Raw genomic sequence first — 20,010 nt, 5'->3', positions numbered from 1 at the left:
ATGCCGGGAACAAAACGGAGGCAAAATTTAAAGCCCCGAAAAACGGACTTAAGGTGCAACCCATTAAGCACGCCTACTACACGGTCTTCATCCCCACCGGGTCCCAGTCTACCACCCGCTTCTCAAAATAACTTACGTTCGCCGCCAGCGAAGGCGCAGCCGCCCGAAACCCAAAAGCACCGTCTTCCACCACCTTACCTTTCTCCCGGATAGCGGTGAACCAGTTGTGGAAGTGATGGACGTGATCGGAGTAGCCTTCCGGAGTGCGGAAGGTCCACTCGTCAGGCCCAATGACCCCTGGCGGTGTGGGGGGATAGGTGGTTTTATACCATTGCTGAAATTCTGCACGGGTACTTTCCGGGAAGGTGTTGAAGCTGTCCCAGCCGCCGTAGCCAGGCGCCTCCGGCAGCTTGTTCCGACGCAGTGTGAGGGAGCCACCGCCTAAGTCGAGGCTTCCTTCCGTACCGACCAGCCGCGTGCGGCTGCCACCGCCCCCTCCAGCAACAAAATTTACCCGCAGCTGCATGTTGAAGGCCGGGTGGCCAGCCTGCTCCGCATAGTCACAGTTAGCGAGAAAAACGTCGGGAACGTCCCGTCCGTCTTCCCAGTAACGCAGGCCGCCGGTGGCGAAAATTCGGTTTGGCCCGACGGAGTCCAGCATTCGGTGTACGCCGGAGAAAAGGTGGACGAAAAGATCGCCGCCCACCCCCGTACCGTAGTCCCGGTAATTGCGCCAGCGGAAAAAGCGGGTAGCATCGAAGGGGAGCTTGGGGGAGTCCTTGAGGAAGGTATCCCAGTCAACGGTTTGTGGAGAAGCATCGCGGGGGATGGAGTATTGCCAGGCGCCCATGGCGCTGAAGCGGTCGTTGAAAGTCTCGATCATGACCAGCTGGCCAAGGTCTCCCCGTTGATAAATCTCCCTCGCCTTATCCAGCAGGATGGAACTGACCCGCTGGCTACCAACGATGAGCACGCCCGGGTTTCGCCGCTCCGCGTCGAGGATAGCGTGGCCTTCTTCGAGTTGCTGAACCATTGGCTTTTCGCAGTAGACGTGTTTGCCGGCATCGAGCGCGGCAATGGTAATGGTGTCGTGCCAGTGGTCCGGCGTAGCAACAATGACGGCGTCGATGTCCTTGCGGGAGAGAATTTCCCGGTAATCCCGGGTAGTGAATAGGTCTTTACCGTAGAGCTCCTTAGCACGCTCCAGCCGGCCATCGTATAAATCGCAGGCGGCAACCAGCTCAATTCCTGGATTTTCCAGCGCTGCATTTACGTTATTGAAGCCCTGAATACCGAGACCGATACAGGCCAGGTTAATGCGATCGTTGGCGGTGTATTTGAACTGGGGCAGTCCAAGTGTACCCGCATTAACGGCCTGGGTGGTGAGTACGGGAGCTGCCAGCAGAGCGGGTAAGCGGCGTAGAAATTTGCGGCGGGTAGACATAGAGTGCTCGTTTGTACTTTACTAAGGGAAAGGAATATAAGTATTGTCACCTGGCACCATGGGGAAGTTTTTGTTTTCCCAGTCAACTCTGGCCTGGGCAAGCCGTGCTTTACTGTGGGACACGAAGTTCCACCGCAAGAGCGGCTCATCGGGCAGCGGCTCTCCACCGAACAATAAGAGCTGCGTTCCGGCCTCGAGACAGACCTCGCATTGCTCATCGGTTTTACTAATGAGCATCTGCCCCGCCTTCACCAACGCTTCTTTTTCTTTAATCGCGCCCCGCACGATTACGAAAGCTACTTCGCCGCGTAGCTGACCGCCAAGGTGCAGGGTGCTGGCCTTTTCGGCATAAATATCGACCATGAACAGCGGCGAAAATCCCTGAAGCGGCGCAGAACGGCCAAAGGCTTCTCCAGCTACCAATCTAAACGTAAGATCGCCAGTTTGCCAGGTAGGGATAGCGTCGCTCGGATAGTAATTAAACTCGGGTGCCATCTCCTCCTTCTCCTTCGGGAGGGCTACCCATATCTGGTAGCCATGCATCGTAAAACTGCCTCCTTGTCGCCTCGCTTGTGGTGTCCTTTCTGTGTGCGTTACGCCGCTTCCCGAAGTCATGAAACCGACGTCTCCGGGTTTGATGACCTGCACGCTGCCGATGCTATCCCGGTGTTCTATTTCGCCCTCAAAAAGATAGGTCAGCGTGCTTAGTCCGATATGCGGATGCTGGTCTACGTCTACATACTTCCCCGGACCTACCGTGGAAGGCCCCATGTGATCGATGAACGTGAAGGGCCCAACCTGTCGTTTTTCCCGAAAGGGGAGCAAACGTCCAACTATGAAGTTTCCGAGGTCAGCTTGCCGTTCGTTTACCAGTAGATTATTGTTGGCCATTATTCTTTGTTTAGATTATTTTTTGGGCGCGAACGCAGGTGCAATAAAAGTTAAAAGGCAAAGGAGCTAATCTCATCGACCTACTATCTCATCCATTATCCAGCTGGTATGCAAGGCCGTTTGGCCGCTGGACGGGTGCAGATAATCACCTTCTCCCAGTAGCTGTTTTTTCATATTCTCTACGTGGGGCATTTGCACGTGTTTCGGATGTTCAATGAAAAGTTCTTCTCGCGTCTCTCCACGGACAAGTACCACGGGAGCCTCGTCAAATACAGAAAATAGAATGCTGCCTTTGCTTCCCAGAATTTCTACCCGGTCTTCGGTATGCTCACAACCAAAGTTCCAGCTTCCGGCCCCGGTGACACCACCTTCATGGAGCCAGCAGGCGGTAAAAGCATCCTTGGCGCCGTACAAGCCCTGTTGGTTCAGGCTGATGCCTTTCACCGTTTTCATGTCTCCCAAAAGGAAGGTAAAAAGGTCCAGCCCATGGCTGGCCAGGTCATCGAAGTAACCACCCGGTGCCACCTTCGAATCCGTACGCCAGTTGTAAACGCCTGACAAATCCTGCGCATTGGGGGCTTTGCTCAGGCACCAGTTGATGTGGCGTACTTCGCCAACCTCCCGATCCTTCAGCCACGCTTCCACCTGCGTGAAGCGCGGTAAGGAGCGGCGATAGTAAGCTGAGAACAAAGGAATATTCCGCTCGGCAAAAGCTTCCTGGATGGCCAAACTGTCCTGATAACTGGGCGCCAGCGGTTTTTCTACGCAGCAAGGTTTTCCTGCTGCGGCGACCTTAAGCGCGTAGTACCGATGGGTATCGGGAGGCGTCGCGATGTAGACGGCGTCAATGGCGTCGTCGTTGATCAGCGCGTCAGCGTTGTTATAATATTTTTCGACCTGGTGCCGGTGGGCATAGTCTTTCAGCTTTGCTTCGTCTCTGCGCATGACGGCCTTAAGCTCAAAGCCTTCCGTTTTTTGGTAGGCAGGGCCGCTTTTCACCTCAGTCACGTCGCCGCAGCCGATGATGCCCCAGCGGATGGGGGTGGAATAAGGAGAGCGGTCCATCATAAAGGGGAAATAATACTGGTTTTGCCCAAAGTTAAGCGCTTGTCTGGTTTCGTCTACTCCACCACCTTCACCACTATCCCTCCTTGCCCCTGGTCATCTTTGGAGATTTCGTCTGCTGGCGTAGCAGGGCTGCCCTCTACCGACCTTCAATTATGAATCTTTTGCCGCATAGGTCAACACCGATTCGTCAACGCCACTACCAGCGTTAAGCTCCTGCATGATTTCTGAGAATAACTCGTAGGAATTCAACCGATCCTCGTGCTGGTAGAGGGCGGTGACCGCAACAAGCTCATCGACACCCGTCTGCTGAAGAAAGTCTTCGACCTGTCCCTTAACCGTTTCTTTACTGCCTACGAAAGAAAATTTCAGCATCTGCCGGAGAGCAGGGTGCTGATTGGCACGCCGGAGCTCTTCGGTCATGTCTGTAGGGGGTTGCAGGTACCCCCTGTTTCCGGTGACGAGGCCGATGAACATCCGTAAAAGAGAAGTGAACAATTTCTCCGCCGCTTCGTCGGTATCCGCAACGATGATGTTGACCCCAGCCATGGTGTAAGGAGCGTCCAGGGCCGCAGATGGTTTGAACTCCTTTCGGTAGATCTTCAGCGCATCGAACAACTGCGCCGTAGCGAAATGGCTGGCAAAGGCGTAGGGCAATCCTTTTTCAGCCGCTAAGTGGGCGCTGTCCGTGCTGGACCCCAGAATGTAAAGCGGAACGTTGACGCCTTCTGCGACATTGGCCCGCACAGCCGCCGCTTCGTTTGAGGGAGAGAAATAGCGCTGAATCTTTTCGATTTCCCGGGGAAAGGAATGTGCCGCCTGCATAAAGTCTGACCGGATGGCCTGCGCGGTCGCCTGGTCGGTACCCGGTGCCCGCCCCAGACCGAGATCGATTCGGTCGGGGTAGAGTAACCCCAGGGTGCCAAATTGCTCCGCCACTACCAGCGGGGAATGGTTGGGCAGCATAACGCCACCGGAGCCGACGCGGATCGTCTTTGTCCCCGCCGCTACGTGGCCAATCAAGACGGGAGGGGCACTACTGCCAACGCTTATGGTATTGTGGTGCTCGGCCAACCAGAAGCGTTTGTAGCCAAGCGCTTCCGCCCTTTGCGCCAGGGAGAGCATGTTCTGAAAAGTCTCCGGCAGGGAATTCCCCTGGGAGACAATGGCTAGCTCTAGGATGGAATAGGCAGTTGGTTGCGCAGGCATGGATTTATGATTGATGGCTTAGGTACGATTCTAGTTTAGCCAACAAACTCTTGACGGGTTTGGATTAAGCCCGGGAGGCTAACCGTAAAAGTTTTCTTAAACCTTATGGCAATTTCCGATTCTCACTTTAGTGGTGCCTACTTTGACTACCGTAGAGACCCTAAACCCCTCCTTTCCAGTAAGACTTAGATTCCCAACCATGCGCTTCCTAACTCCCAATGAAAACGTACATTCATGGCCCTTTAACAATGTCCTTTTATGAAAAAAATTGACCCTCTGTCCTATTTCCTGATCGTGATCTTTAGTTGCCTAACCCTGTGCCTAGGTATGGGATGCACCAAGGAAAATATGGAAGACGATCGGCCCGATTTTATCTTTCAAGGAACCCTGACGGAGATTACCGACGGTACTCCGAAAACCGGCTGGGATGTATTCTTATGGGAACAAGTTTCGATATTTAACGAACCACCCGGTTTTGTTCCGGTCAACTCATTCGGATCAGATACGATTAGTAATGATGGGCGCTTCAACATGGACGTAAACGCTTTCTCCGACCTGATTCGGGAAGGAAATAGCCCTTTTGAAAATACGCCGGACGAGAAGCAGGCGTATTACTTGCGCCACAGGCTATTCTTCCGTGCCCCCGGGCTTTTCAATGACCTTGCCCCTAATGATCGTAACTATATCTTTTTAGACCCGGACGATGTCGACTTACAACTGGACGAATTCGATTTCTCAAGGAAAGGAGAAGTCATTACCCGTGATATGAAAATTTTCACAGGTGATCGTGCCTGGGTAACGTATCGTTACCTGATTGAGCGTACGCTTGGAAATGAAGGGGTTTTCTACGTGGAAACATCGTTCCGTGACCTCGCTTTCAATAAGCCCTATCTTACGATTCGCCCGAACATTTTTATGGGAATAGAAGCAGGCGTTCAATACGAGCGTAAGGGACTTCTACCTGTGGACCGGCCGATAGAAGGGACAACCAGTTTCAAGACGATTACAGCTGGAAACAACCAGAACATCGTTGTACTTGACTCCCTGATATTCCGAGACACTTTCCTGCTGCAAAGCGCAGCCGATACACTGCAACTACGGGATTACACTTATTAGCATCGGAGGGTGAAAAAATTTGGTCATAAAGGGGAACACCGTACCTTAACCCAACAAATTAATCTAACCAGTAGACCAACCAACCAATGCGCCAGCTCCTCCCCCTGCTTCTTCGAAACTTCCATTGCACCAGCGTCCGCGCCCCCAAAAAAAGCGTAGCAGGAAAAAGGCATAAAGGACTACGACTCGTACTCCCCTTACTCCTTTTTTCCCTTACCCCCTTACTGGCGCAGTCGAGCCGCGAATACCTCGAACTCGCCGAACTCGCCCACGTCGAGCAAATGCACATGGCCCCAATGCGTGACGGTATTCGCTTGCGGACCGATGTCTACCGCCCTAAGACCGATGAAAAAGTCCCCGTCATCCTCAGCCGGACACCCTACCAGATGAACGGCTGGGTCGACGGAGAGGAGCGTACCCGCACCTACCAGCGTGCCCTCGATTGGGTGAAGGCGGGCTACGCCTACGTGGAGCAAAACGAGCGCGGCCGCTACTACAGTGAGGGCGAGTGGGACATCCTCGGCACCCCAACGACGGACGGATACGATGCCTTCACCTGGCTCGCCGGGCAGGACTGGAGCAACGGCAACATCGGCCTCATCGGTTGCTCTTCCACCGCCGAATGGCAGATGGCCGTTGCCGCCCTCGGCCACCCCGCGCTCAAGGCCATCGTTCCCCAGGGCTACGGGGCCGGCGTCGGTAAAGTCGGTAAGTTCCAGGAGCAGGGCAACTGGTACCGCGGCGGTGCCACCCAGATGTTGTTCATCGCCTGGCTGTACTCCGTGCAGCACGATCCGATGCGGCCCCGTATCCCGAAAAGCGCGACGCGGGAGGACCTCCTTCGCCTCCAACGCTTCCACGACATGGCTCCGGAATACCCCCGCGTAGCGTGGGAAGATGGCCTGAAAACCCTGCCGATGCAGGATATCATCACGGCGCAGCACGGTCCCAAGGGCATTTTTGAAGAAATGGCCACCCGCACCCCGAACAGCAAGGCCTGGTTTGAGGGTGGACTGTACCACGATGACATGCCTTTCGACGTCCCCGCCTTCTGGTTTACGAGTTGGTATGATGTGTCCATCAGCCCCAACCTGGCACTGTTCAACCACGTTCGCAGCAACGCCACCACCCCGGCGATGCGCGACCAGCAGCACCTCGTCATCGCGCCCACGCTGCACTGCGGCTACACACGGGCTACCGAAAACACCATTGTCGGCGAGCGCTCTGTGGGCGATGCCCGGCTCAATTATCAGGAACAGATAGAAGCGTTTTTTGCACAGCACCTGAAGGGAGAGGAGCCGAAGGCGCGGCCGCGGGTGCAGTACTATGTTATGGGAAGCAATGAGTGGAAGACGGCCACCGCCTGGCCTCCGCCAGCCGCAAAAATGGAGACGTTCTACTTTGACTCCGACGGCAGCGCCAACACCCTGCACGGTAACGGCCGGCTAAGTAAGAAGGCTCCGGGAAAAGACATGCCCGACCGCTTCGTTTACGACCCCATGAACCCAGTGCCCAGCTACGGCGGCAACGTTTGCTGTACCGGTAATGCCGTCAAAGGCGGTGCCTTCGATCAGCGTGTGATGGAAACCCGCAACGACATCCTGGTATACACCACCGAACCCTTCGCCGATGGCGTAGAAATTGCCGGCAGCATCGAAACTACGCTCTACGTCAGCTCCGACGCCAAAGACACCGACTTCACCGTCAAGCTCATTGACGTAGCGCCAGACGGCACGGCCTACAACCTCGACGAAACCATCCAGCGCGTCCGTTACCGCGAGGGCTACGACAAAGAGGTCTTCATGGAAAAAGGAAAGGTATATAAAGTCGACCTCACGCCAATGTCTACCGCCAACCACTTCAAGCCCGGCCACTCGATTCGCATCGAGGTCTCCAGCTCCAACTTCCCCCGTTTCGACCGTAACCTGAATACTGGTGGCCGTAACTATGATGAAAGCAAGAGCGTGGTGGCGCGGAATGAGGTACATCATTCGGCGGCTTATCCTAGTTCGGTTCGGATTCCGATGATACGGTAGGTTCCCCTGCGCTTATACCGTGCATTACCTTCAGCCTACTTCCTCATAATTGAAGATGAAGGAGACAGGATCGAGATTGGTTTCGATTAGGGCAGGAGGCTCAACTTGGTTTTTTAGAGAGGAAAAAAGTCTACCCACGGGGCATTTGGCCCGGTGGGTAGATGTAAAAAGATTACGATTTGCGTTTTGGAACAGGAATCAATGAATAACCAGTCGGTTCGTGGCTATTCTACCGTCAGCCAGCCTAGTAAGAAGGAAGTACAGCCCGGCGGGTAGGCCAGCTAAATTAGCGGTCAGCTCACCTCTCTGGCCATTAAAGCGAATGCTGATGTTCCGTCCGGTGACGCCAAGTAAATTCAGTAATTCAGCCCCGACGGGGAGGCGAACGTTGACGCGCTTGGTGGCCGGGTTGGGGTAGAGAACGATTGGGTTGTCCGCCGATAATGCTGTGGTTCCAACCGGTGGAACACCCTCTGGCGGCTGATGAAAACCCTGCGTCATTGTAATACGCTCAGAAAAAGTCTCGGTCATGATTTCTCCCAGCGTCCATTCGAGGGTAACGGTGCTATTTGAGAACGTTTCTCCAGTGGTAGCTACCACTTCGGGCGTCAGGCTTTGAGCCCCCAGGGTATGGGAGGCTAAAACCAGGAGTAGGTTGCAGATCAGATTTCTCATTGGTCTCCTTCTTTAGCACCCTCCTGAGGTAACTCCATACCAATTTTAAAGGCGTCGCCTTTTCCGTAACCTTCTGGATAGTAGTATTTCCCCTTGTCTACGGGGTCCTTGTTTTCCTCCGCCTGGTAAGGGTGGTCGTGGGCCCAGGGATCGTCTCGTTTGGCGCTTACCTGCCAGGAGACTTTCATGCCAGGCTGCCCTCCGGCAATCGTGAACTGATTATCGTTGATCTCGGTCTTGATGTAGATTTGGGCGAAGCCGCCGATGCAGGTCAGTTGGTAGCGGTAATCCGTATTCAGTGCCTCGAAGTAGTTGGGTAGTTGTACCACGGCCTCCCCGCTTTCATTCAGTCGGATCGTCCCATCGTAGTAGGTTATGCGATCCGGAGATTCAACTGCGTTGTGGACAAGGACTTTATTGGCTGGGTCGAGCGGGTGATCCAGGATAAAATTCTTCGAGCCGGTAACGGAGAAGTCTCCGGTAATCACCACATCCCGGTCGTCCTGAATCTGAAGCACATTATCCCCGTTGGCTCTTTCAAAGTTGGCGATGATGTTGTTGTCGCCAACCGATTTGTTTTGCACCTGGAGGGTGACGTTGTTGGTTATTTGGTTGATGCCCACATTGCCGTTTCTGCCAACCTCAAATAGGTCAACCCCTGAAGTATCCTCAACCTGGAAAACGGTACTATTTCCCGCCTGATTTCGCACGTTAAGGTCAACGAAGGAAAAGGTTCGATTGATCCCGACTTCTTCGGCGAAGGTTACCCGGCCGTTGTTGGCGATCACTACGTCGTTTGTCCGGTCAGGGTTGCCTGCGAAGCGAATATCGTTGAAACCAACGATTTGATCTATGCCAAAGAGGCTGGAGTCTTCCGCTATCCGAATGTTACCATTGACAAACAGGCGGGCATCAGCAGGGACATCAGTCGAGTCATTGACCCCGATTCCGACCTGATTGGTCTCCACAAACACCACATTGCTATCAAGTTGCCACAAGGAAGGCTTACTATTGCTGATTTCATTGCCGGTTATGCTGATCCCGTCACCGGCGGTAAGGTCTACGGCCCCCGCCTTTGTCGCATATAGCGCGTAGGGAACGGACAGCAATTGGCTGGTGCCTAGCCACTCGTAGTCCGTGCCACCGTTTTGGTCTACTTCCACATACAGGAAGTGATCATTACGTCCCCAGGCGATGTCGGTAAAGACATCTGAGAGAATAGTCCCTTGTCCGATGTTCAGGGAGATCAAACCTATGGCGGAGGTGGTAAGGTTATGGAATTCCTGGTAGACAATGGTGCCGGAGGTCGAACCTTCGAGTATGCTGATTCGGATGCTCACCATTTGCTCAGTGATCGGGGTGTTATCCACGTTTCGTACCACGGCCTGATATTTGAAGGCCTCGGGGCTTTGTGCCAGCGCCTCACCTGCGAACAGCAAGGAAAAGGCAAGGAAGCAGCATAGTAATTTGGGTATGTATTTCATTGGTAATACGGTATATGGGTTGAAAAATGATAGGGGTCGTAAGTTTTGACTTTAGTTAAGCGGTGTGTTTGATGTGGGCGCGGCCGCAGGTGCAGTAATCGTTTGAAGGGCAAGGGCCGTACGGCCGGCTGTGAGGTGACCTGGTTCGCCGGGTCATCTCACGTGCCGGGTCAGGGTCAATGCACCACCAAGCGGTTGGCAATGATTCGCCCGTCGGTAAGTCGGGTACGGAGGACATAAACCCCGTCGGGAAGCCGGGAAACCTTGGCGTTCAACTCGCCTTCCCGGCCACTGAAGCGGGCGTTAACGCTTCTACCGGAAACGTCCAGCAGCTCCAGCAACTCCGCTCCCGCCGGCAACTGGATGTTGACCAAATTGGTGGCGGGGTTGGGGAAGATGATCACCCGGTCATCGCCAAAGAACTCGACGGTTTCCACGGGCGAATAGCTTACCTGCCCGTCAGAGTCCGTCTGCCGCAGGCGGTAGTAACTCGTACCTTCCAAAGGAGCGGCGTCGGTAAAGTCGTAGCGTTGGTTTGCGCCGGCGCGCGCGGCAACTTCGCCGATGACCGACCAGTCGTTCCCACCAGCCGAGCGCTCGACGTGGAAGCCGGCATTGTCCGGCTCATAGGTGGTCTCCCACTGCAGTTCAACCGCCTTTGCACCTGCGTGCGCGCCGAACGACAGCCATTCCACCGGTAGCGGCTGATCGGGGTTAACCGACGTCGCGCACCCCTCTGACACATTGCCCTGATCGTCTACCGCAAACACCGTTAGGTTCGTCCGACCAGCGGTGGGGAACTCCATCTCAGTCGGCCCGATGATGTTGACCTCGAAGGTGAAGTCTTGCCCGCCGGGGTCATCCTGAAGGCCAAACCCGCTGATCGGTTGGCCACCCGCGTAGTCGGCCGAACCGGGGCAGGAACGACTCAGGGTCGACCCCGTATCAAGGATGAAAGTGTATTCCTGGCCGGCCACTACTGGGAAGGGCTCGTCGAGGGTCATGACATTAAGATTGGCCCGGTTGAAATACTCGCCGAAAAATAGCTCCACGTTCTGGCTGTAATTTGGGGAGGAGGGATCGACCGTAGGGTCGGTGGCCATATTTCCGTTGTACAGGTGTATTTCCGTGTTCGTTGCCGCACCGGAGCGCACCTTGATGGACTGGATCACGCCCGTCTGCCCGGCGGTGAAGGTCTGCCCCTGGTCGAAGCCCGTCGTGCTACAGTCGAAGATGGTGTTTTCCTGGCGGTCGGTGGCGTCGGAATAGACCAAGGTGTAGACACTGCGGTCGTCGGTGGAGCCGTTGTCGAAGACATTGGCGTTGAGCGTCAAGGTGGGCTCGATCGGGTTGGTGACCGTGAAGGGTTGGCAGTTGGCCACGGGGTCTTCGCCGCAAACGCCTAGCGGGTCGGTAACTTGGAAACGGACGTCGTTGCAACGATCTTCCTGTCCGTTGCCGTCGCGGTAAAAGAAAGTGCGGGTGGTCACCCCTAGCTGATCACAACGAAACACAGACGAACCACCGGCTATACTTATAGTGGGTGGTGAAGCAACGCAATTGTCCACGAAATCGGTAAGGATAACGTTTCGGGCAAAGCCTAAGGAAAGACTCAAACTTCCGCTATTGCCCAATTCAACCGCGACGTTCTGGCAGGTGGCTTCGGGGGGCAGGTTGTCCTCCACGCTCACCTGGGTGGTACAAGTGCTGGAAAGTCCGTCTCCGTCCATAACGATGAGCGTAACGGTTTGGGCGGGTGCGCCGATGTCATCGCAGTTCAGCACCGCGCCGCCGAAGTCGAGGCTGAAGAGGAGTTCAATAGTGGGCGTTTCGGTATCAGACGAACCGTCGTTAAGGTCTTCAGGAGTAAGGACTATATTTCCATCTGCACCGAGATCCGCCGTAAAGTTTTCTAAGCAGCTTGCCACTGGTGGGTCGTCCTGCGCGTACAGGCCAATGGGAAACCAAATAAGAAGTGTTGTAAAAAGCAGGTTGTTCATAGTATTGAATTAGTAGAGAGGGCGTAAGGGTAGCAGGGCACGGTTGCACGTGCCGTGTCTGGAAATCTCTTATCTGCTAAAGGTTGGTTATGGGTTGAGGAGGTGAGAGCAGTGGTAAGCTCGTCCGCCGAGGCGGCCCTTAGGCCTGACTCGTCGGCCGAGCGGTCTCAAAGCAATTCCTCGGCGGACGAGTCAGGTCGTCCCGCCTCGGCCGCCGAGCAATTGCTTCTCCTAAAAAGTCCGGGTAATGTTGAAACCAAAGTGTACATCACCATTAAAAAAGTCACCAGTAGTTTCTCGGATGAACCCTTTCTCGTTCATCGAACGACTGTTGGTAAACTGGAGCTGGAAGACGTGTCCTCCCGTCTCCAAATCGATGCCGATGGCGATGGCGTCGTAGGTGTCGAGGTCGCGCTCACCGAAGCGGTAATAGTATTCCCCATTAACCGACAGGCGCTTCGTAAGCAACAACCTTCCTCCTAGCCCGAGTGCAATCAGGTCATTTTCGCGGTCGGCGGTAACGGTGTTGAAGTGTACCAGTGTTGGCATCACTTGCAGCGATAGTTTACTATTTACCTTGCGTGCGATGAGTAACTGATAGGTGTAGGAAATCCGTTCAGAGAATGCAATTTCGGTTGTGGGGTCGATCGGGCGGAGCGAATTGATGGCCCCACTGGCGAAGGCGGTTACGGAGACGGGAATCGTCTTTACGCCGGTTTGCTGGCGCAGCAGGGCGTATTTGGCAAAGGCATCGAAAGTCTTTTCGAAGGAGTTCCGTCCAAAGCCAGCGGTAAGCTTATCCGTAAAGCCGTAATCCAGTCCGAAGCGGACGTTGGCGTTGTCGAGGCCGAAAAGCTCGTAAGCACCGGAATTCAGGCGGCCAAAGCGGTGGGCAATCAGGAATTCCAGGCTACCTTTCCGGCGGGTCATAACCGTATGACCATTGATCAGGCGGCTTCCTTTAAAGGAGGATGGCGTCAGGGAAGGCTCCTCCGGTGTGGCATCTTCCAACAGGGAGAGCAGGTCGTCTTCTTGCGCGAACGCAGGTGCAGAGATCAGCACTGCGAGGAGCAGGCTAAGTAGCAGTGGATACTTCATGAGCTTATTATTTTTTAGCGTTGACAAACGTCAGCGTTGAGGTGACCTCGATCTCTTCAGCGATGTTTTTAATCACTACCGCCGGTATTTTAATGTCATAATCCACCGGTTTTGCGATGAACTTCGTCGTCGCGGTGATCTTTTCTCCGGCCACTGTGATCTTGGCTTCAGTTTCTACCGGCGTGCTGATGCCACGAATGACAAGGTCCCCCTTGATCATTACGGGGTAGTCACCGTCCTGCGTGATGTCAATCAGGGTGGCCAGTTTGCCCTTGAAGATGGCGGAGGGGAACTTCTCCGACTCCATGTAGTTCTCGTTGAAATGCTCCTGCATCAGGGCATTCTCAAAGGTGAAATGCTTGATCAGCATTTTTACGACGACGTCTCCTTTACTGAAATTGATCGCTGCCGTAGTCTTTTCGTTGATGGCTTCGATGTCTTCGATGGGAGAATGTGAAAAGAAGGTGGTGGTACCGTCTTTCGTGATGAGTGGGCTCTGAGCTGCAGCAAGGCTGGAGACCAAAAGGCAGAGGAATAAGAATTGAAACTTCATGGTGATTTTTTAGAGGAATTATTTAGAAATGATGGCTGAGTTATCAAGCACGACATCGAAAAGGTAGCCGGTACAGACACCCTTAACCGTCACGATTTGGCCGATGGCTGAGGAGGAGACCGGCGGGGACTCTTTTGGGGAGAGATTGCAGACAATTTGCCCCAGGGGGCTGTCTGCGGATAAGGTCAGGACGTAGTGGCCAGCATCGTCCTTGGTGATTTCGCTCAGGGAGCCACTCACCTCCATTACTTTTCCGACGTAAGTAGCATTAGCGGCAATTTCATCGCTTTCAAAAGCAGCGTACAGGCTTCCGGCATTGATGTTGAGTTCGGTAGTTGCGCTTTGGATGTCGAGCAGGGGCTTAGGCTGCATGAATTTGAAGGCAAGCAGTCCGCCAACAATTAGGAGAGGCAGGCCGATCTTGAGGATCTTGGACATGGTGATTTTGATTAGAGTGTGAAACAAAGAGTAGTGGCTATTCCGGCGCACCATCGGCTACCCAGCAGGAAATAGCATTGACCTGCTGTTCAGAAAGGGAATTGCCACTGCTTGGCGGAGGCATGGAGGCGTTACCCGTACGAGAGCCGATACGACCGGCCCGGCTGAGGATGTTTCCCCGCACACGGAAGTCGGGAGAAACATTACCTGCATGACAGCCGCTGATGGCGCAAGAAGAAGTAACGATGGCCTCGACTTCTGCGAAAGCAACAGTGGAAGTCACCGTAGCTTCGAGGATGACCTGGCAACCAATCTCGTCCTGAGCGGTGATTTCATACATGCCCGGTGCAAGGCCAGTAAAGGTGGGGTCGGCTTGGCTGGTGCCTCCGGTTATCGAGAAGGTGACCTCTCCACCGGCATCGGCAGTACTAACGGTAATAGATCCGTTGGTTGCGCCACAGTCAGACGGCATGGCTGCTGCCGTTGCATTAAGCCCTTCTGCATTTTCCAGGGTCACGTCTATCATAACGGTGCAAGCCCCTTGCTGAGCCGTGAGGGTGTAGCTCCCGGCCGCGAGGTCGGTAAACGTAGGGGACTCCTGAAAATCGATCCCATTCAAACTGAAGGTGACGGGAGCCCCGGCTGCTTCTCCGGTAATAGCTGCGGTAACGGCCCCGGAAGTAAGGCCACAGGCGGAAGAGGTTTGCTCGGCAATGGTTAAGACGAGGTTGTTGTCACACGCCTCAACCACAGCAAGTTGATCGTACGTACAAGCAACGGGCAATATCAGGAAGACGAGATAGTAAAAGCCTAAAAGAAGCTTTCTCATGGGAATAATTTTACGGAGGATTTTGAGCTACGCCTTAAAGAGATTCTGAAAAAATTGCAGTGCTCCCTTGGGGCGATGCCAAGATGCAGGCAACTGCTACCCCAACCCAAAAAAGGAGTGGGTACGGTTGGTGTACGTACACAGAAGAAGAGGGCGACTTATAGTAGACAGTGGGGGAATTGCAGGTAGACTACGACTTGCAAGATCATTTTCAGTTTATTGAAAATCAAACACTTACGTGTTTTCAGAGAGTGCACAAGAGGGCACCAGTCCAGAAAACAAGGAAATGAAGTATAACCTGTATTTTACAGGGTTTTGCTCTGCTACGGCTACTTTTGCACCTGCGTTCGCGCCTGAGAAAAAGAGAGAAGTTAGCGCGGAGGAAGTAGTTATCGTTCGTGCTGGAGTAAAAAATCAAACAAGCTGTCCTGGGTGTCGAGGTTGAACTTCTTGCGTAGGCGGTAGCGTGCAGTTTTTACACTATCGGGGGAAATACCTAGTACCGCACTGATTTCCTTAGTGGATAGGTTGAGTCTGACGAGGGAGGTCAGGCGGAACTCATTACTCGTCAGGCCAGGAAATTCCTCTCCGAGCCGTCTAATTAAATCGGGATGAACGCTTTCAAAGTGTCGTCGAAAATCTGCCCAGTCTTCGTCTACCCTTAGCAGGCCTTCCAACTTACGTACAATGGATTTAAGCTCCGTGCGGTGCTCATGGCTTACCCTTTTGTTGAGGTTTTGAAGGAGCCGCTTTAATTCGGTGATGCCCTCATTTTTTTGGACGAAATTGAGGGTATAAGACGTCAATTCTTGTTCCTTGCCTTTCAGGACCGTTTCAAGATCATTTCCGCGTTGGTAGGCCTCTTCTAAATCGGCTCCCTTCCTGGCAATAACCCGGTCTTTTCGGGAAAGCAGGGCGTATGCAATGGCAATAACGGTAAGCAATCCCAGTACGAGTAACCATTTGGTAAGGCCGCTAATTTTATTCTCCTTGACTAGGAGATCCAGATTCTTCTGCGCCAATACGAGCTCTTCCTCCTGAGCTTCGTAGGCCCTGCGAGCTTCCATATTTGCGATAAGATTAGATTTTTCGCGATTAAAAAGCGAATCCCTAACGTTCAAATACGCATCGGCGTGAAGAAGTGCCTGACGGAAATTACCGCGTCGGGCTTCCAGGTTCTTGTAGGCCAGGTAGACGTCTCGCCTGATGCGCTGCAGTCCGAATTTTTCTGCGAGTTTCTTTGCTCTATTCAAATAGTCCTCTGCCAGACCCAGATTATTTTTGATAAAGTACGCCTTACCGATTCCCAAATAATTACCGGCTAAACCCACCTGATCATTACGTTGTTTGCCAGCATCAGCCGCAAGTAGAAAATACGAAATAGCGTCATCCCACTCTTCTTGTGACATTGCCAGTTGGCCAAGTTTTTGATTCGCTTCGGCAACGCCATATAAAAAACCGGTACGCCGGTGGATGACCAGTGCCTGGTTTAGGTAATCAAAAGCAGGCGTATACTTTTCCAGAAGAATCAATAAATCCGCAATCTTCGTATAGGTGGTAGCGACCCGTGAATCTGCTCCCTCCTGCCGAAAGAACTGTAGGGCATCCTCGTAATTCCGCTTAGCTAAGTCGAAGTTGCGCTGATCAGCATAAGCCATTCCTAAATTAAGGCTGCTATTGGCCACTCCAAGAGCATCTTCGAGCTCCTGATATCCCTTTCTGGCAGCAATCAAATAATGAAAGGACAAATCAAGATTACCCTGGGCCCAATGCGCAACCCCGATTATTCTGTTGGCGTAGGCGACACCGGTTTCATAAGGTAAAATCTTAGCGATTTCTAATGCCTGATGTCCATATTTAATGGATGCGCCAGGGTCAGCAATCCAGTATTCATACCCCAGCTCGTTCAGACGGTCTACTCTTGTTTTATTCAAGGCTGTTTCCTGAGTGAGTAAACGCTGGAGGCTATCAACCTTGGTACTGCTTTGCGCCTGCGCGGACAACCCGCTTGTATTAAGGCATAATAGCACCAGACAAAGCAAAAAAGTATGTGGAGCCGGGGTTGACATAAGAGGTTGTCAAAAATAGGAGTAAAGAAGAAATGACGGTGCCAATTAGCCTGACTTCAGCAGATGGTCAAGTGCGTAACGAGATTCTTGCGGGCAAGTTTTACAAAATCCACGATAGCGTCACCACCGATACCAAAACGGTCCCACCCATCACCGCCGTCAACGGCGTATAGCTTCGGTAAGCATCGGCAACTTCAATACCGGAGAATCGGGTGACCACCCAGAAGTAGGAGTCATTGGCGTGGCTGACCGTCATGGCGCCACCGCCAATGGCCAGGGTCATCAGGGCAAGGTCGGTACCAGAAGTAAAATCAGCAAGCGGAAGCAGCGGGGCAATGATGCCCGAAGCAATGACCAGGGCACCGGTGCTGGACCCCTGGGCCGACTTCATCAGCGCAGCGACGGCGAAGCCGAGGCACAGCAGGGCAGTTGCAGAAAGGGGTTGGTCACCAACCCAGCCGGCAACGTCGTCGGCCAATGAAGATGCTTTTAGGATGGCGCCAAAGGCTCCGCCCAGCCCCGTGATAATCAGGATCGGACCAGCCAGCCCAAGACCATCTTTTATCCATTCAGTTTTACTAACCGCCGACGGAAGTAACAGTGCAGGAATACAACCTAAGGACAAAGCAACCGTCGGATCGCACAACCATAATATATAGGACACGACCCCTTCGCCATCGGTAGCGAGCTTAAGTACGGAACCAAGGGCGATCAGTAAAATGGGGATGAGCAGCGGCAACAGGCTTTGGCGGAGCGAGGGCAGCGGCACATCTTCAGTCGTTGTCGGGGTCGGAGGAAGGGCCGTGATTCGGTCCCCAAGCCAGCTCGATGCTTTCCAGGTCACCAAAATAACGGGCAGGCTAACTAATGCACCGAGCAACATAATGGTGCCGATGTAATCGTCGGCTCCCAGGTTCGCCGCAGCGGCCAGCGGACCTGGTGTTGGGGGAATCAAGGTATGAGTAAGGTACAGCCCGCCAGCAAGGCTGAGGGCCAATGGAGCCACCTTGCCGCCGGCGCGCAGCGCCAGCGCCGGTAACAGGCCCGCCAGGATGATGAATCCGCTGTCGCAAAAAACGGGAATGGAAATGACGGCGCCTAATACCACGAGGCGCAGACCGATGTTCCCCCCACCTCCAATGAGGAGGTCGGCAATACGTCGGGCTCCGCCCGACCGCTCCAGACCAACCCCAATGATGCTCCCCAAAACGATCAGCAGTCCGACATTTCCAATCAGCCCTCCGAAGCCTTCCTTTAATAAACCGATGACCTGGGGCAAATCAAGCCCAATGGCTAAACCAAGCCCCGCTGCCCCAACCAGCAGGCCGAAGAAAGGGTGCCACTTCAATTTACTGCCAGACAGAATTAGGAAAGCGATGGTGACGGTAATGGCAAGGAGTAACGATAGGCCTGTAAGCATAGTAAAATGGGTTATAGGGAGGAAGTTACGACGCCTGCCTGCTTAGGGCCGGAGTTCCGTCTCTTGTAGCGAGGCCGTGAACGGCCTTCTCTTCTTTATTGACCGTACGATTGCCCTGAGAAGACCACTGGTTACTTGAGCTTTTATTCGCAAACCAGCCCGGATTTGTCCAAAGTCGACCACCTGCCGTTCGATTACGAACACATTTATTTTTATTTTATTCGTAATAAATTGAAAACCAACTAATTGATTTTCTGGCACGCTTCTGGCACTATAACTGGTGTCCGATCATGGTCACTTAACCTCCTTTGCACCTGCGTTCGCGCCTAAAATAAAGAAAGAAGGGAAAAAGGAAAAAGAAGAGGAGATGACAATGCTGAATGAAAAATCACTGGTTACCCTTCCTTTCTCTCCCTTTTCCTTCACCCTTCACTCCCCGCTCATGTATTCAAAATCCCTTAAGACGTGCGTTTTTGCTAAAAGTCACCATTCCGTTTATCGAGGGATACAAGCATTCGTCGAGCAAATCCAAGGAGAGAACGAACAAATTTCGGCAGACCGGTTTGGCACCCGATATTTGAATCATCAAAGCACGGGAGTTGTAACTAACTCATTATCAACGTGCAACCATTCACAAAAAACAAAGTCTCTTAATACAGACCCATACAACAACCCAATCATGAAACGCTTCTTCGTCACCATCATCTACAGCCTCTTTATTAGCTGCGCTGTTTTCGCCAATGGCACTGGCGGCGTGGAAAAAACAGGCAATAGCCTTTTCGATCAGTGGATTGCTGATACGACCACTGAAATTGAACTTCACGTAAATTTTGACAGCCTGGAGGTCTACCGTAAGAAAGCGGAATCCTTACCCGCAATGATTATTCAAGACGGCATTGAACTCGACCTTGAAGTAACTGTCCGTGGTAAGTTTCGCCGCCGTACTTGCGCCATGCCTCCTTTGAAATTACAGTTTAAAAAGGCAGGCCTTCGTGCCCTTGGCCTTAACACGCACAATGATTTCAAATTGGTTACCCACTGTACCAATGATGAAGCGGGTCAGGACGCACTTCTTCGTGAGCAACTCGCCTACGAACTATACAATACGGTAAACCCCACCGCCAGCTTCCGCACCCAGTTATTGACCATCACTTACGTAAATACTGCCGACGGCAGCACCATCACCAGCTACGCTATCCTAATTGAGGACTGTGACGAACTCCAGGAACGGTTAAGCATGGACAATTCCAGTGAGAGCTATAACATACCTGCCGAAAAAATAAACAATGCTGAAACCCTTGCCTTATTCCAGTACATGATCGGCAACAGTGATTATGGCACCAAGATGGTCCGTAACATGAAACTGCTCAAAGGCGCTGATGGGACCTTCACCGCTGTTCCTTATGACTTCGATTACAGTGGCCTGGTAAACGCCAGCTACGCAAAAGGCATGAATCAATACAATGAGGATAATGTTACCGACCGTACCCTGTTATGGGACTATGATACTGCTCCCGACTTCAATGATGCCGCCGACCACATGAACAGCCTGAAAGATACGCTCCTCGATCAGGTGGAAAATTTCGAAAATCTTTCCAGCAGCAGTAAGCGTGAAATCACTAAATACCTCAAAGGTTTCTACAAAGACCTGAAGCACCTGGACTTTAGTGCCGCAAAATAAAA

At 53.0% G+C, this 20,010-nt stretch carries 16 protein-coding genes; 3 read left to right on the top strand and 13 right to left on the bottom strand.

Annotation, left to right across the window (positions count from 1 at the left end):
* Positions 1-76: 76 nt before the first annotated feature.
* The 4 genes from B036_RS0126395 to B036_RS0126380 form a co-directional block, all read right to left on the bottom strand.
* Positions 77-1,444, bottom strand: coding sequence for a Gfo/Idh/MocA family protein (locus B036_RS0126395; protein WP_020571736.1), 1,368 nt, complete (start codon positions 1,442-1,444; stop codon positions 77-79).
* A gap of 21 nt (positions 1,445-1,465) precedes the next feature.
* Positions 1,466-2,335, bottom strand: a complete 870-nt coding sequence (locus B036_RS0126390) for a pirin family protein (protein WP_020571735.1) — start codon at positions 2,333-2,335, stop codon at positions 1,466-1,468.
* A 72-nt stretch (positions 2,336-2,407) separates the two neighbouring features.
* Complete coding sequence (locus B036_RS0126385; RefSeq protein ID WP_020571734.1) at positions 2,408-3,403, bottom strand: Gfo/Idh/MocA family protein; 996 nt, start codon at positions 3,401-3,403, stop codon at positions 2,408-2,410.
* 150 nt (positions 3,404-3,553) lie between these two features.
* The gene (locus B036_RS0126380) at positions 3,554-4,609 is read right to left on the bottom strand and encodes an LLM class flavin-dependent oxidoreductase (RefSeq protein WP_020571733.1); all 1,056 of its coding nucleotides are present in this window, start codon (positions 4,607-4,609) and stop codon (positions 3,554-3,556) included.
* Between the two features lie 258 nt (positions 4,610-4,867).
* On the opposite strand from B036_RS0126380, the gene B036_RS0126375 reads away from it, so the two are divergent.
* Positions 4,868-5,725, top strand: a complete 858-nt coding sequence (locus tag B036_RS0126375) for a hypothetical protein (RefSeq protein ID WP_020571732.1) — start codon at positions 4,868-4,870, stop codon at positions 5,723-5,725.
* 86 nt (positions 5,726-5,811) lie between these two features.
* On the top strand, positions 5,812-7,761 hold the full coding sequence (locus B036_RS0126370) for a CocE/NonD family hydrolase (RefSeq protein WP_020571731.1): 1,950 nt from the start codon (positions 5,812-5,814) through the stop codon (positions 7,759-7,761).
* A 198-nt stretch (positions 7,762-7,959) separates the two neighbouring features.
* On the opposite strand, the gene B036_RS32745 is transcribed toward B036_RS0126370, so the two are convergent.
* The 9 genes from B036_RS32745 to B036_RS0126325 all read right to left on the bottom strand — a co-directional run bounded on the left by B036_RS32745 (position 7,960) and on the right by B036_RS0126325 (position 18,327).
* Positions 7,960-8,436 (bottom strand): T9SS type A sorting domain-containing protein, encoded by a 477-nt coding sequence (locus B036_RS32745; RefSeq protein ID WP_020571730.1) that lies wholly within the window; start codon positions 8,434-8,436, stop codon positions 7,960-7,962.
* The gene (locus B036_RS32740; protein ID WP_020571729.1) at positions 8,433-9,920 is read right to left on the bottom strand and encodes a hypothetical protein; all 1,488 of its coding nucleotides are present in this window, start codon (positions 9,918-9,920) and stop codon (positions 8,433-8,435) included. Before B036_RS32740 ends, B036_RS32745 begins: the two co-directional genes overlap by 4 nt.
* Before the next feature lie 176 nt (positions 9,921-10,096).
* The gene (locus tag B036_RS32735) at positions 10,097-11,920 is read right to left on the bottom strand and encodes a T9SS type A sorting domain-containing protein (RefSeq protein ID WP_020571728.1); all 1,824 of its coding nucleotides are present in this window, start codon (positions 11,918-11,920) and stop codon (positions 10,097-10,099) included.
* A 231-nt stretch (positions 11,921-12,151) separates the two neighbouring features.
* Positions 12,152-13,018, bottom strand: a complete 867-nt coding sequence (locus B036_RS0126350; protein ID WP_020571727.1) for a DUF5777 family beta-barrel protein — start codon at positions 13,016-13,018, stop codon at positions 12,152-12,154.
* 7 nt (positions 13,019-13,025) lie between these two features.
* Positions 13,026-13,571: a YceI family protein gene (locus tag B036_RS0126345; RefSeq protein ID WP_020571726.1), complete on the bottom strand. Its 546-nt coding sequence runs from the start codon at positions 13,569-13,571 to the stop codon at positions 13,026-13,028.
* 18 nt (positions 13,572-13,589) lie between these two features.
* Entirely contained in the window at positions 13,590-14,009 is a 420-nt protein-coding gene (locus B036_RS0126340; protein ID WP_026232369.1) for an OB-fold protein, read from the bottom strand.
* 37 nt (positions 14,010-14,046) lie between these two features.
* Positions 14,047-14,838: a hypothetical protein gene (locus B036_RS0126335; RefSeq protein WP_020571724.1), complete on the bottom strand. Its 792-nt coding sequence runs from the start codon at positions 14,836-14,838 to the stop codon at positions 14,047-14,049.
* Between the two features lie 389 nt (positions 14,839-15,227).
* Positions 15,228-16,772, bottom strand: a complete 1,545-nt coding sequence (locus B036_RS0126330) for a tetratricopeptide repeat protein (protein ID WP_169435102.1) — start codon at positions 16,770-16,772, stop codon at positions 15,228-15,230.
* 235 nt (positions 16,773-17,007) lie between these two features.
* Positions 17,008-18,327 carry a GntP family permease gene (locus B036_RS0126325; RefSeq protein ID WP_020571722.1) on the bottom strand — a complete coding sequence of 440 codons (1,320 nt, stop codon included), beginning with the start codon at positions 18,325-18,327 and terminating at the stop codon, positions 17,008-17,010.
* A 679-nt stretch (positions 18,328-19,006) separates the two neighbouring features.
* Between B036_RS0126325 and B036_RS0126315 the strand changes: the two genes are divergently transcribed.
* A complete protein-coding gene (locus B036_RS0126315; protein ID WP_020571720.1) occupies positions 19,007-20,008 on the top strand; it encodes a hypothetical protein in 1,002 nt (333 codons plus the stop codon).
* The last annotated feature ends 2 nt before the right edge of the window (positions 20,009-20,010 follow it).

Source organism: Neolewinella persica DSM 23188 (assembly GCF_000373105.1).
In the GTDB taxonomy this organism is placed as follows: domain Bacteria; phylum Bacteroidota; class Bacteroidia; order Chitinophagales; family Saprospiraceae; genus Neolewinella; species Neolewinella persica.
Note: the sequence above shows the minus strand (reverse complement) of the source record. Positions and strands in the feature narration are given on the sequence as shown.